General features: G+C 41.8%; 12 protein-coding genes, 2 tRNA genes and 1 pseudogene. 2 read left to right on the plus strand and 13 right to left on the minus strand.

The genetic code is table 11. The features are described from left to right. Nucleotides 1-60 precede the first annotated feature (60 nt). From proC to DXC10_RS03565, 10 genes are all read right to left on the minus strand, one after another. Entirely contained in the window at nt 61-834 is a 774-nt protein-coding gene (proC, locus tag DXC10_RS03520; RefSeq protein WP_101542335.1) for a pyrroline-5-carboxylate reductase, read from the minus strand. A gap of 123 nt (nt 835-957) precedes the next feature. After that, on the minus strand, nt 958-2079 hold the full coding sequence (locus DXC10_RS03525) for an aspartate aminotransferase family protein (protein WP_101542336.1): 1122 nt from the start codon (nt 2077-2079) through the stop codon (nt 958-960). Between the two features lie 107 nt (nt 2080-2186). Then, nucleotides 2187-3155, minus strand: a complete 969-nt coding sequence (argC, locus tag DXC10_RS03530) for an N-acetyl-gamma-glutamyl-phosphate reductase (RefSeq protein WP_101542337.1) — start codon at nt 3153-3155, stop codon at nt 2187-2189. After that, complete coding sequence (locus tag DXC10_RS03535; RefSeq protein ID WP_101542338.1) at nt 3152-4357, minus strand: argininosuccinate synthase; 1206 nt, start codon at nt 4355-4357, stop codon at nt 3152-3154. Before DXC10_RS03535 ends, argC begins: the two co-directional genes overlap by 4 nt. Nucleotides 4358-4369: 12 nt before the next feature. Then, nucleotides 4370-4927: a GNAT family N-acetyltransferase gene (locus tag DXC10_RS03540; RefSeq protein ID WP_101542339.1), complete on the minus strand. Its 558-nt coding sequence runs from the start codon at nt 4925-4927 to the stop codon at nt 4370-4372. 24 nt (nt 4928-4951) lie between these two features. Then, nucleotides 4952-5425 (minus strand): arginine repressor, encoded by a 474-nt coding sequence (locus DXC10_RS03545; RefSeq protein ID WP_101542340.1) that lies wholly within the window; start codon nt 5423-5425, stop codon nt 4952-4954. Between the two features lie 327 nt (nt 5426-5752). After that, nucleotides 5753-6436 (minus strand): glycine zipper family protein, encoded by a 684-nt coding sequence (locus DXC10_RS03550; RefSeq protein ID WP_101542341.1) that lies wholly within the window; start codon nt 6434-6436, stop codon nt 5753-5755. Between the two features lie 198 nt (nt 6437-6634). Further along, nucleotides 6635-6707, minus strand: a tRNA-Pro gene (locus DXC10_RS03555). A 15-nt stretch (nt 6708-6722) separates the two neighbouring features. Continuing rightward, a tRNA-Phe gene (locus DXC10_RS03560) sits at nt 6723-6795 on the minus strand. 143 nt (nt 6796-6938) lie between these two features. After that, nucleotides 6939-7940, minus strand: a complete 1002-nt coding sequence (locus DXC10_RS03565) for a malate dehydrogenase (protein WP_101542342.1) — start codon at nt 7938-7940, stop codon at nt 6939-6941. Between the two features lie 153 nt (nt 7941-8093). Between DXC10_RS03565 and DXC10_RS03570 the strand changes: the two genes are divergently transcribed. Both DXC10_RS03570 and DXC10_RS03575 read left to right on the plus strand, forming a co-directional pair. After that, on the plus strand, nt 8094-8930 hold the full coding sequence (locus DXC10_RS03570; RefSeq protein WP_117737328.1) for a S1 RNA-binding domain-containing protein: 837 nt from the start codon (nt 8094-8096) through the stop codon (nt 8928-8930). A 106-nt stretch (nt 8931-9036) separates the two neighbouring features. Then, entirely contained in the window at nt 9037-9876 is an 840-nt protein-coding gene (locus DXC10_RS03575) for a hypothetical protein (RefSeq protein WP_101542456.1), read from the plus strand. A 35-nt stretch (nt 9877-9911) separates the two neighbouring features. Here DXC10_RS03575 and DXC10_RS03580 read toward each other — a convergent pair. The 3 genes and pseudogenes from DXC10_RS03580 to DXC10_RS03590 all read right to left on the minus strand — a co-directional run. Further along, nucleotides 9912-10486 (minus strand): annotated as a pseudogene (locus tag DXC10_RS03580) (biosynthetic peptidoglycan transglycosylase); the annotation flags it as partial. Between the two features lie 162 nt (nt 10487-10648). Then, the gene (locus DXC10_RS03585; RefSeq protein ID WP_101542344.1) at nt 10649-11977 is read right to left on the minus strand and encodes a TolC family protein; all 1329 of its coding nucleotides are present in this window, start codon (nt 11975-11977) and stop codon (nt 10649-10651) included. A gap of 26 nt (nt 11978-12003) precedes the next feature. Further along, nucleotides 12004-13110 (minus strand): efflux RND transporter periplasmic adaptor subunit, encoded by a 1107-nt coding sequence (locus DXC10_RS03590; protein ID WP_101542345.1) that lies wholly within the window; start codon nt 13108-13110, stop codon nt 12004-12006. Nucleotides 13111-13141 lie beyond the last annotated feature (31 nt).

Raw genomic sequence — 13141 nt, forward strand, 5'->3', positions numbered from 1 at the left:
GAAGATAATTTTTAATGATTAATGTTTAATTTTTAATGTCATGTTTTATGAGTTTTATTATCAGACACTTTTCTTAATCGCCTTGATAATTGCTGAATCAAATCCTTCATGCTCCAGTTCATTAATACCTTTGATAGTGATACCGCCGGGAGTACATACCTTATCGATTTCAATGCTGGGATGAGTATCATTATTCAGAATCAATTCAGCTGCACCCTTTACTGATTGTGCCACCATGCGCATACCGTCTTTGGGATAAATTCCCAGTTCAATACCCGCTTGCATGGCTGCCTGAATGTATTTCAGTACATATGCAATACCACAGGAAGTCATGGAAGTACAAGCTGCAAACTTTTCTTCGGGGATGAGCATGGCTAACCCCATCTGGTTGAAGATGTCAAGCAGTAGTTGTTCTTGCTCTTTAGTCGCATTTCGACTGGCAATGAGAGTCATACTTTCCATTTCGCTGATGGCAGTATTGGGAATGATACGGAACATCGTCATTTCTGGTTCGGCTACATAATGTGCCAATTCTTCAAAATTGATACCTGCAGCCACAGATATAATAATTTGCTTACTTTTGAGTTTCAACTCACGCAGAGTATTTTTGATGAGCCACGGTTTGACTGCCAATATAATAAGTTCAGCACCGGTTACGGCTTCCTGGTTGTCATTGGTGGTTTGCATGGCTGGGAACTCGACTTTCAGTGCATCCAATTTACCTTGCGAAGGGTTAGAGATAATGATATCCCCGGCGGGGATAATTGTTCCTTTTGCCAGACCGCGAGCTATAGAGCCACCCATATTTCCTGCTCCGATAATTGCTGTTTTCATATCATCTTGTTATTTAAAAAGTTGTCTTCAGACAAAGGTAGATATTTTCTATAAAAAACGACCGAAATGGAAAATTATTCTTTTTTCGGTCGTTCCTTTTGCTGGCTGATTACATGTCAAATATTAAAGTGCTTTTTGAAAACGTTCAAGGAATGTATCTGCTTCTTCCACACTGAGACAGAGCGGCGGTAATAAACGAAGCACATTTGTACCGCTGACACCGGTAAACACATGTTGTTCCTTCAATAATCTCAGACGCAGTTCTTTAATGGGCTCTTCAAATTCCAAGCCAATCATCAATCCGCGTCCCCGGACTTCTTTTATTTGCGGGAACCTTTTCAACTCTGTCATCAGATGTTCACCTACTTTGGCCGCATTAGCGATAAGATTTTCCTGCTCAATAACATCCAATACGGCAAGCGCTGCACTACATGCAAGATGATTACCACCGAAAGTAGTTCCCAACTGTCCGTAAACCGGAGTGAACATCGGACTGATAAGTACCCCTGCCATCGGAAAACCATTACCGATACCTTTGGCAACAGTTATAATATCTGCTTTGATACCGTTGTATTGGTGAGCGAAGAATTTACCGCTACGTCCGTATCCACTTTGTATTTCGTCAAGTATCAGTACGGTGTTGTTATCCGTACAAGCCTGACGCAGTGCCTGCATAAACTCATCTGTTGGTAGCTGGATACCGCCTACACCCTGAATACCTTCGATAATCACTGCACACACATCGCCCTTAGCCAATTCCGCCTTCATGGTGTCGATATCGTTCAACGGAAGATACGTTACGTGACCGCAGTCGTTGATGGGAGCGATGATTTTAGGATTGTTGGTAACCTCCACTGCTAGTGAGGTACGTCCGTGGAAAGCTTTCGAGAAAGAAACTACCCGTGTGCGTCCATTATAGAAAGATGAAAGTTTCAAAGCGTTTTCGTTAGCTTCGGCACCGCTATTAATAAGGAATAAAGAATGGTCATCGTAACCGCAGACTTTTCCCAATCGCTCTGCCACTTGTTGTTGCAATTTGTTGATGACAGAGTTGGAATAAAACCCTAACGTTGCTACTTGTTTGCTTATCATCTCTATGTAATGCGGATGTGCATGTCCGATAGAGATAACCGCATGTCCGCCATAAAGGTCGAGGTACTCTGTACCCTTTTCGTCCCATACATGGCAACCCTTTCCTTTGACAATGTTTATGTCGAAGAGGGGATATACGTCGAATAATTTCATACTAAAAGAATTTACATATTATATAAACAGTTGCTCCGATAAAAGCACCTGTCAATGTTGCTTTAACAAAAATGTTTTTGTTAAACTTATTCGTATTTGTCTGTTTTTTAGAAAGCCGATGGTTTCAATCGTAATCCTACCGTTTCCTCCAAATTAAACATCAAATTCATGTTATGAACAGCCTGTCCGCTGGCTCCTTTCAGCAAATTGTCGATACAAGAAATAATCAGCAACTTGTCACCGTGTTTTTCCAAATGGATGAGACATTTATTGGTATTTACCACTTGCTTCAAGTCGATATTCTTGTCTACAATAAACGTAAAGGAATCTTTTGCGTAATACTCTTCATACATGCGGACGATTTCCTCTAGAGCCACCTTTGTTCTTACTACAATAGTTGCAAAAATGCCGCGGGGGAAGTCACCGCGATAGGGAATAAAATCAATTTCGGAGTCGAAGCTGTTTTGAAGTTGTTTGAGTGACTGCTTGATTTCGGGTACATGTTGATGTTCAAAAGCCTTGTAGACACTTATATTATTATTACGCCAACTGAAATGACTCGTGGATCCCGGTTTTACACCTGCTCCGGTACTGCCGGTGATGGCATTTACCATGATATCATCATTTAACATCAGATGTTTGGCAAGCGGTAATAACCCCAACTGGATACAAGTGGCAAAACAGCCCGGATTGGCAACATGATTTGCTTTACAGGTAGCCCGACGGTTCAATTCCGGTAAACCGTAAATAAAATCATGTTCTGGAGAAGCTATGCGATAGTCCATAGAAAGGTCGATAATTTTCAGTTCTTCCGGTATATTGTGACTTTCCATGAATTTCTTGGTGTCACCATGAGCTGTACAGAAGAAAAGCACGTCGACTTCATCCAGCGGGAGCTGGTTGGTGAATACTAAATCTGTTTCGCCGTACAATCCTTCGTGTACGTCAGTGACTTTATTACCGGCATTACTTGAGCTGTTGATGAAAGCAATTTCTGCTTCCGGGTGGTTGATCAGTAAGCGTATCAATTCGCCTGCCGTGTATCCAGCTCCACCGATGATTCCTACTTTAATCATATTTTCTCGTCCTTATGATTTGAGTAATAAGCACGCAGTGCTGTAGAAGTTACTTTAATAAATCCTTTGGCATCTTCTGCCGTCCATCCTTTCTGCATTTCACCATATTCGCCGAACTTGTTTTTCACAAGATCATCTGCACTTTCTACACCTACGGTAGAAAAACAAAGCGGATGGAGTTCAAGGATAGCCGTACCGTTTACGTTACGTTGAGAAGATTCCAACATAGCCTCGATGTCGCGCATCACCGGTTCCAGATATTGACTTTCGTGCAAGAACATGCCGTACCAATTGGCTACTTGATCCTTCCAATATTGCTGCCACTTACTTAGTGTGTATTTTTCCAGGAATTTGTGTGCACCTATAATCAACATTGGGGCAGCAGCCTCAAAACCTACACGACCTTTGATTCCGATAATCGTATCACCTACATGCATATCGCGGCCGATACCATATGCGGCACCAATTTCCTCTACCTTCTGAATAGCTTTGATAGGATCTTCAAATTTCTCGTCATTCACAGCTTTCAGCTCACCTCTCTCAAAAGTTAGGCGCAACTGTTCGCTACCTTCTTTGGTACAGTGTTTCAGATAAGCACTTTCCGGCAATCCCTGTGCAGAGTCCAGAATTTCACCTCCACAGATGGAAGTGCCCCAAAGACCTACATTATAAGAATATTTCAGTTTGGTGAAGTCGGCTGCAAAGCCGTGTTTGTTCAGATAGTCGATTTCTTCCTGGCGACTCAATGCCATGTCACGTGTCAGCGTGATGATTTCTACTCCCGGAGCCATCACAAGAAAGGTCATGTCGAAACGAATTTGATCGTTACCAGCACCTGTTGAACCATGCGCAATGGCATCCGCACCAATTTCGTTGGCATAGCGGGCGATGGCGAGTGCCTGAAAAATTCGTTCGGAACTTACAGAAATAGGATATGTACCATTACGCAGTACGTTACCGAATACCATATATTTCAAGCTTTTTTCGTAATATTCCTGTGTCACGTCGATGGTAATGTATTGGGTCGCCCCTAACTTATAGGCGTTTTCTTCGTTTGTTCTTAGTTGTTCGGGACTGAAACCACCTGTATTGGCACAAGCAGCATAAACCTCATATCCCTTTTCTTTTGCCAGATACATTACTGTAAATGAAGTATCCAGACCACCGCTGAAAGCGACTACAACTTTTTTCTTCTTTTCCATATCCTTATGTTTTTAAATTTTATCTTCTTCATGTAATTTAGGGTCGTAGAGCATTGCCGTGCAGATGCAGAACTTTCGGTTTTTGGCTACCAGTATATCGTGATTGATGCAACCTTCGCACCCTTTCCAGAAAGAATCATCGTCGGTCAGTTCGTTGAAAGTTACCGGAACATACCCCAGTTCGGTATTCATTTTCATTACTGCTGCACCACTAGTCAGACTGAATATTTTAGCTTTGGGCCATCGTAGGCGTGCCAGACGGAAGGATGCCTGCTTGATACGTTTCGCCAGTCCCAGACCACGGAAATCGGGGTGTACAATCAGCCCTGAGGTAGCTACATATTGTTTGTTTCCCCAGCTTTCAATATAGCTGAAACCAGCAAACTCATCTCCACACAAGGCTATGATAGCCTTTCCTTCTTTCATCTTTGTTGCCACATATTCGTGTGTACGTTCCGCAATGCCCGTTCCGCGTACTTTTGCAGCTTCTCGGATGGTATCCAAAATTTTATCTACATAAACTTCATGTGAGGCGTCGGCTACCATCACATCAATTTGCTTCGAATCCATTTCTTTATTTTAATTAGAATATATTTATTTAATATTCGGGATAATTTGTGCTAAAAAATCCTTAACTTCTTCATGTGAAGCTGCTTCGTGTAATACCATCATAATGGTATCGTCTCCAGCAATAGTTCCCAATACAGCGGGACACTCGCGATTGTCGATGTCATAAGCCATACTGCTGGCGTAACCTGGCCTGGTACGGATGAGTGCGATATTTTTGGAAAACTGAAGCGAAACAAATCCGCTAGTCATCAACATTTCGCTTGCACTTTGGTCGTTAGAACGCTTGTACATAATGTTATTTGGCAATACATACACATATTTTCCGTTCATATTGGCGGCTTTGGCAACTTTTAGTTGTTTCAGGTCACGTGACAAAGTGGCTTGCGTCAAATTAAAGCCTTCATTTCCCAAAGCCTGTAGCAATTCTTCCTGTGAGCTAACATCTTTGCTCGAAATAATCATTTTGATAGCATCTAATCGATTGGCTTTCTTTTTCATGTTTCTGTATAATTATTCTTATGACGGTGCAAAAATATCGATTATTTTTGAAAGAATATGCATAAAATGTAGAATTTTTATTCTTTTTAAAAGAATAAGGTTGTGACAAAAGGAACTTTTGCTATACCCCTTCTTCTAATTTATAGGAGAATTTCTTCCATTGTCTAACCCCCAATCTCAAAATCTAATTTAAGTTGGACGCCGGAAATCTGTTTCATCGGGATTTCCAATAAGTGATACGGTAACGTTTTTTGAACAGATTAGTGGGGGATATGGTTATTAGTTGTTTGGACTCTATTTGTGGTTATAGGTAAATTATATAAGTATTTACCGTTGTGTATGTAGTGAAAATTCCTGCCAGTCATACTCTTGTCCGTATTCGTCAGCTATGGCTATACGTATGGTAACTTTTCCTGTTTTTATTCGTTCTCCGGCATTGATGCTTGCGGTATATTTCATGCCATCCTGTGGAGTAATCTGCTCTATCATAACGGATGGAGAAATGTAGATACGTTTCATTTTTGTAGTTTCAGTTACTACTGGTACTACATTGTATGCTGTCCGATCCCCCTCATTTATGATTTCGAAAATTACTTTACTGTTCTCTCCAGAATTGATTATATGGTCGCGATTATCATCTATAAATCGGATGTTACGTATCTTCAAGTGATCTATGGCCGAACGAAGTGGTTGCGTATTTCCCTGCGGAGGATAAGATTGGCTTCTTTCTATCCGGTAACCATGTTCCTCTTGTTGTTTAGGAGTAGTGACCGCATTTCCAATAGCTGCCCCTGCGATGGCTCCAACAATTGTTCCGATAGCAGAACCGCGATAACCACCTCTCCACCCACTATTACCTTCTCCTATGAGTCCTCCGATTGCACCTCCTGCATTACTACCTATAGCGGCTCCAGCAAATACTGCTCCAGGGTCACCCGATGTCATGCGACTTGTACCACAACTACTGAATAGAAAGGTTATTGATAGTATTGCAATGAAATATATTTTCATAATCTCTGTGTGATATGATTGTTGCAAAGGTAGAGAAACTATTGGAAAAGTATAATCCTTGTTGCGAAAATTAATGAGAATGAAGAATTTATATGAATTTTATATTGATCTTTGAAGGGGAGCAGAGAACGGTTAACGATATAAAAAAAGAAACTAACTAACTCTTATTGTTAGATAGTTTCTTTTTTATTGGCATCGTCGGAATGAGGCGACTCGAACGCCCGACCCCTACGTCCCGAACGTAGTGCGCTACCAACTGCGCTACATTCCGATACCTCTTAACAAGTGGTGTCACCAGGAATCGAACCGGGGACACAAGGATTTTCAGTCCTTTGCTCTACCAACTGAGCTATGACACCTTTTTCGTTTGCGGGTGCAAAGATAAAGAGTTTTTTTTATACCACAAGGCTTTTTGTGGAAAAATAAAATAAAATCCCCTTAGTGGCTTTTGTAACAAAGACAAAGGGGATATTATTGATAGATATAGTTTGTTAAATTATAATTAGTCAATATTAGGATTGATACTGTGCCAATCTTTGATTGCAGGTAATATCCCCATTCCAATAACCTCGTCACGCAGCTTACAGAGATGAGCATAGCTTTCTTTCAGTTTGGCTTCCTCTTCAGGAGTACCTTTCAATTCTTTATAATGTACACCGTCTTTAGTGATTTCTGTTTCCATTGCCATCATAATGTGATCGAAGCTATGGCTATGTACATACGTACCGGCAGGCCAACGGAATGGCTTTCCACCCATGGCGGCAGCAATCATTTCGATGGAAACGTATGCAGGGCTTTGGAATGAAGAACGACCTCTGAGGGTAATGATATTGGCACCACCTTTAGTTACTTTTGTTTGGATCTCAGTCCATTGTTCTTTGGTAAGAGCAGGGGTACCGATGATGTCAAGCAATGGTTTGCCATCTACCTTTGCGGTAGAAGCATATACAGCCATTTGTTCTCCATGTCCGCCATACGTACGGCAGTTCTCTATTTTGTCAGGAGAAATATGGAAATGCTTTGCCAATTCACTACGTAGACGCGTACTGTCGAGAGCGGCCAGTGTAGTGACCTGAGAAGGTTTTAGACCTGAATAGAGTAAGGTAATTAAACCGGTGATGTCAGCGGGGTTGAAAATGACAACTATGTGTTTTACGTCCGGACAATAGGCTTTTACATTTTTACCGAATTCTTCGGCGATGGCAGCATTGCCTTTTAACAAGTCTTCGCGAGTCATGCCGGCTTTGCGGGCAGCGCCACCGGAAGATACTACATATTTGGCACCGATCAGCGCTTCTTTGATGTCAGAAGTAAAAGTAAGGTTCAAACCTTCGAAACCGCAATGGAACATTTCTTCCGCCACACCTTCTAATCCGGGAGCATAAGGATCGTACAAGCAGATGTTAGGAGTCAGATGCATCATGATTGCAGTCTGTGCCATATTGGAACCAATCATACCGGCTGCGCCTACGATAGTTAATTTTTCATTTGTCAAAAATTCCATAATTATAATATTTAGAGGTGAATATCAAATACTTTTATTGATTACTACGCTACAAAGATAACCATTTTTGGGAGGAGTTGTTCATAGAAAAAAGTTATCTTTTAGATTGAAAAGTTATTCCTTATCTTTATCTTTGCTCCAAAACTAAAATATATGAGCATCGAATTAGGAAAATTCAATACCCTGGAGGTCGTAAAGGAAGTTGATTTTGGTATGTATTTGGATGGAGGAGAGGAAGGGGAAATATTACTTCCTCAACGTTATGTACCCGAAGACTGCAATCCGGGCGATAAACTGAACGTGTTTATCTATCTGGATAATGAGGAACGTCTGGTTGCCACTACTTTGACTCCTTTGGCACAAGTGGGGGAATTCGCTTGTTTAGAAGTTGCCTGGGTAAATCAGTATGGTGCTTTCCTTAATTGGGGATTGATGAAGGATCTTTTTGTTCCTTTCAACGAACAGAAGATGAAGATGCAGGTTGGTAAAAAATATGTTGTTCATGTCCATTTAGATAACGAAAGTTACCGGATTGTTGCTTCTGCAAAAGTAGACCGTTATCTGTCGAAAGAGAAAGCTTCCTATGAACCGGGATGTGAAGTCGATATTCTGATTTGGCAGAAGACCGATTTGGGCTTTAAAGCTATTATAGAAAATCAATATAGCGGTTTGCTATACGAAAGTGAAATTTTTCAGCCATTACATGCGGGTATGACGATGAAAGCATATATCAAACAGGTACGTGATGATGGGAAAATAGATCTGGTGCTTCAGAAGCTGGGACAGGATAAGGTAAAAGATTTTTCGGATACTCTACTGACATATATTCGTAAGAGTGGTGGAAGGATATCACTCAACGATAAGAGTCCTGCTGAGACGATATATACAACGTTTGGAGTCAGTAAAAAGACTTTTAAAAAAGCTATTGGGGATTTGTATAAAAAACATTTGATACTTCTGCCGGAAGATGGTATTATTCTGGCAGAATAGGGAAATCCCTATCCAAGAATAGAGAGAAACAGATAAATGGGGGAAATCATTCCCCTATTTTTGTATTCACAGAAGATAAACAGAGTTGAACATAAAAAATGTTATCATGAAACGAATATTATTTATATTTCTTGCCGCTATGATGAGTACAGCTGTTTGCAGTGCAGCAATGAGTAACAGTAGAGTACGTAAAGATACCCGTTTTCTTACGGATAAAATGGCCTATGAGTTAGGTCTGAATACCGAGCAATATAATGATGTGTACGAAATTAATTATGATTTCATTGTCGGTATTCGTTATTTGATGGATGATGTGCTACGGGGTGAAGAATGGGCGCTGAATCGTTATTATGATTATCTGGATATCCGTAATGACGATCTCCGGTGGGTCTTGAGCAACAAACAGTATACTCGTTTCATGCGGGCAACTTATTTCTTTCGTCCTATCTATGTAAGTGGTGGCCGTTGGTCTTTCCGGATTTATATCAATTACACAAATCCGAATTATTTCTACTTTCCACGTCCCTATCACTATCGTACGTATTGTGGGGGACATTATCGTACTGACTTCCGTAATACAAGTTACTATCGTGGGCGTCATAACCACCCTACCTATAATGGTACATTTCGGATACGGAATGATAAATCCTATCATACCAGCCGTCGTTCGGATTTCGGATCAGTGAATATTCGTCCAGATTCTGGCAGACGTCCGGAAACCAATCGCTCCAACCATCGTTCTAATACGAATCAACCGGCTCATCGTTCTGATAAAAAAAATGAGGTGACTGTTCCCAGGCGTGAAAACCGGAGTCAAAGAGAGAATGTGAGACAGGGCGGTACAAGAAACGGACAGATAAATAACGGTAGTACACGTAGAAGTAACAGCTCTTCTACAACAACCCGCTCTTCTTCTCGCTCTTCAGAAAGCAGTAGAAGGAAATGATGAAGCTTGTCTATTGGGAGGAAACTACATTATTGTTAAAATACTCTTTTGCTGCCCCTTTCAACTTTCAATATTACATTCTCTATCCTTACCTGTATTGCTTGTTTTTCACTGATGATCCCTTTCTTTACGAGTCGTTCAGTGATTAGTTTGAAATATTCTTTCTGGTTTTCTTTCAGCTTGCCATCATCGTTGAAAGAACTGCGGAAATATTTCAGTTTAGGGATGATATAGAAGCTAGGAAAATACATTCCTCAATGGTTAATTGTGAGGGGCGTTTGTCGAAATAGAATTCGGCGGTTTCCTGAATGCCATAAACCATAGGTCCTCATTCTGCGATGTTTAAATAAACTTCGTACATACGGGATTTTGAGGTCAAATGTTCGGTCTCTATCAACCATACGATAAGAGCTTCTTCCAACTTATGGGCTATATTCTTTTTACGATTCAGGAATATGTTCTTGACTATTTGCATGGAAATAGTACTTCCTCCACGGGCAAAACGATGGACTTTCAGGTCATGGATAAGTGCCTCACGCATGGCATCAAGCAGGAAACCGTGGTGATAGAAAAATGCGTCGTCTTCACTTTGCATCACCGACATTTGCATTTTGGTTTGCTCCCCGAAAACGGAGGGATCGGAAAGGTAATGGCAACGGATAAAGTGTTGGATCGAAGCATAAAAGATAAAGAACACGGATGGTGCTGTGTATATTTTTTAAATCGTCCTATCCGTGTTCTTATTTTTATGGCTCATTTGGGTGGATATCTGTTATTCAATAGGTTCTCCCTTATAGAAATCCAGTATCTTGGTTCTGAATAAATATTCATATTTGGCTTGTAATTCGTCGCTTTGTGCTTTCATCAGATTTTGCTTTGCTTCATTGTACTCCACGGCATTTGCTCTCCCATTTACATACTTTTCGCTCATCAGTTCGAAAGATGCCTGACTTGCCTGTGAGGCAATGCTGCTACTGGTGTATTTGCTTTCGGATGCTACTGCGTTGTACCATGCCTGCTGAATTTCCTTATACAATTCTTTCTTGGTATTGTCCAGCTGCAAGGAATAGTTTTCGCGTTGCAGACGTGCTGTACGCACTCTGTTACGGGTAGACAGCCGGTTGAAAATGGGTACACTGAGATTGAAGCCGACATATTTGCTGAAGTTATCATTCATTTGTTGGCCGAAAGTACGGTTGATTGTTGAATAATAATTCGTTCCGAGACTACCGTTTAAGCTTAATTGCGGATAATAGCTACTTTGGGCGATACGGATATTGTGTTTGCTCGCTTCCAGCCGATATTGGGCGGCTTGGATGGAAGCTTTGTTGACTAAAGCAATCTGAAAAATCTCATCGGGAGGAGTGAGTGGAATAAGCTCCAGTTGCACGGCAGGGCTTTCTAAAACAAAACCTTCCGGGGTTTCCAGTTCGATGAGTTGGCTGAGGTCGAGCAAAGCCAGTCGATAGTTGTTGTTGGCTTGCACGGCGTTCATCTCGTCCTGTGCCAGGCGCGCTTTGGCTTCCGCCACTTCTGCCGGAGAAGCCTTACCTGTTTCTGCCAGTTTGACGATACGGTTATACTGCTCTTTGCTCAAATCTACTTGCCCCAAAGCCACCCGATGCAGTTCCTCATTAAACAATACCTGCAAGTAGGCCGAAGCGATATTGATGGAAATATCTTCTTTGGCTTTCTCCAAATCGGCGATGGCTGCTTTTAAGTTCAGCTTTGCCAGGGCATACTGATGAGGTAGTTCCAAACCCGTGAATAAGGGGATATTGGTCGATACGGACATATTAGTTCCATTGCTGGCGGTGTTCACATATACGGTAGAATAATCTCCAGTATTTTCATCTTTGATGGCGGTTTGCGTGCGCCCCCAATTCCAACTCTGCCCGGCGCTTGCGTTCAGGTTCGGCAGTCTTGCCCATTTGGCGGTATTCACTTCTATTGCACTTTGCTCAGCTGCATTCGCCGTTTGGCGTATGTTGATATTGTGTTCTATGGCATAATCGATGCATTGGCGCAATGACCAGTATTCTTGTGCCAGTAATTGAGTACAGCCCAGGACAGACAAGCAGATAAGTATACTTTTCTTCATGATGATTCTCTTTTGTCCAATATTGATTAATTTCCTTTCTTTTCTGCTCCCCGCACCTTGTCTTTGGCGTTCAGTCCGCTTTTGACTGCAATCTTGATACCGTCGCTCATGCCCACTTCTATCTGTTGGCGCTTAAATTTTTGTATAGGTACACTATCTGTCAATATGTATACGAAAGTACTGTCACCGTTGAACTCAACGCTTCCTTCCGGTACGGCGAGCGTCTGTTGCGCCCGTTCCAGGACGATTTCAGCAGTGGCCGAGTATCCCGAGCGTATCGCTACCGTATCCGGTACTTGGATAGCGGCTTTAATTTCAAATTGGTTCGCACCGTTTTCCTCTACGCCTTTCGGGGAAATATACTCTAGCACAGCATTGAACGAGAAGTTTTGCAACGCCCCGATAGTTAGCTTCACGGGCATTCCTTCGTGGATGCGTCCTACCTCGGTTTCGTCGATGTTTCCCTTGAAAATAAGGTCATTCATATTGGCTACGGTGGCAATCGTGGTTCCGTCGTTGAACGTGTTGCTCATGATTACCGAGTTACCCACCTTGATCGGTACATCCAAAATCAGTCCGGTAATGGTAGACCGGATTAATGTACTACTGAATGATGCGCTGCTTTTAGTGATGCCTTCTTTTACAATCTCTAAAGCATCTTTTGCCGTTTGCAGCTCTTCGCGCGCCTGTTTTACGGTTACTTCGCCTTTCTCGTATTCTTCGCTACTGATGAGTTTGTCCTTGAACAGTTTCTCAATGCGGGCAAAGTCAGTTTCAGCTTGTGAAGCGCTGATTTCTGCCAGGCGTACCCGGCTCTCGGCGGAATTCAATTGTCCCAACTCTGGAATGACTTTCACCTTGGCTATGACCTCACCTTGTTTGATGGTTTGTCCCGCTTCCTTGTATACTTCGGAAATGATACCCGAAATCTGCGGCTTGATGAGTACCTCGTCTCTAGGTTCCACTTTACCGGTAGCGACAGTAGTTTTCTCCAAATCGGTAATTTCCGGCACTATCGTTTCATAGACAGTCACTTCCGGTTGCGACTTTTGATACAAGAACACGAATGTCCAGATAAACAAGGCGGCTACTACCACCAGTAATGCGATTTTCAGATACTTCTTTGTTTTCATCTTATTATTGTATTATTATTTTATTCCTTTA

The organism is Bacteroides sp. OM08-11, assembly GCF_003438665.1.
GTDB classification, from domain to species: domain Bacteria; phylum Bacteroidota; class Bacteroidia; order Bacteroidales; family Bacteroidaceae; genus Bacteroides; species Bacteroides cutis.

Excerpts from the sequence above, each read along its gene's own strand:
- proC (WP_101542335.1), bottom strand. The coding sequence starts at position 834 with ATGAAAACAGCAATTATCGGAGCAGGAAATATGGGTGGCTCTATAGCT.
- DXC10_RS03525 (WP_101542336.1), bottom strand. The coding sequence starts at position 2,079 with ATGAAATTATTCGACGTATATCCCCTCTTCGACATAAACATTGTCAAA.
- argC (WP_101542337.1), bottom strand. The coding sequence starts at position 3,155 with ATGATTAAAGTAGGAATCATCGGTGGAGCTGGATACACGGCAGGCGAA.
- DXC10_RS03535 (WP_101542338.1), bottom strand. The coding sequence starts at position 4,357 with ATGGAAAAGAAGAAAAAAGTTGTAGTCGCTTTCAGCGGTGGTCTGGAT.
- DXC10_RS03540 (WP_101542339.1), bottom strand. The coding sequence starts at position 4,927 with ATGGATTCGAAGCAAATTGATGTGATGGTAGCCGACGCCTCACATGAA.
- DXC10_RS03545 (WP_101542340.1), bottom strand. The coding sequence starts at position 5,425 with ATGAAAAAGAAAGCCAATCGATTAGATGCTATCAAAATGATTATTTCG.
- DXC10_RS03550 (WP_101542341.1), bottom strand. The coding sequence starts at position 6,436 with ATGAAAATATATTTCATTGCAATACTATCAATAACCTTTCTATTCAGT.
- DXC10_RS03565 (WP_101542342.1), bottom strand. The coding sequence starts at position 7,940 with ATGGAATTTTTGACAAATGAAAAATTAACTATCGTAGGCGCAGCCGGT.
- DXC10_RS03570 (WP_117737328.1), top strand. The coding sequence starts at position 8,094 with ATGAGCATCGAATTAGGAAAATTCAATACCCTGGAGGTCGTAAAGGAA.
- DXC10_RS03575 (WP_101542456.1), top strand. The coding sequence starts at position 9,037 with ATGAAACGAATATTATTTATATTTCTTGCCGCTATGATGAGTACAGCT.
- DXC10_RS03585 (WP_101542344.1), bottom strand. The coding sequence starts at position 11,977 with ATGAAGAAAAGTATACTTATCTGCTTGTCTGTCCTGGGCTGTACTCAA.
- DXC10_RS03590 (WP_101542345.1), bottom strand. The coding sequence starts at position 13,110 with ATGAAAACAAAGAAGTATCTGAAAATCGCATTACTGGTGGTAGTAGCC.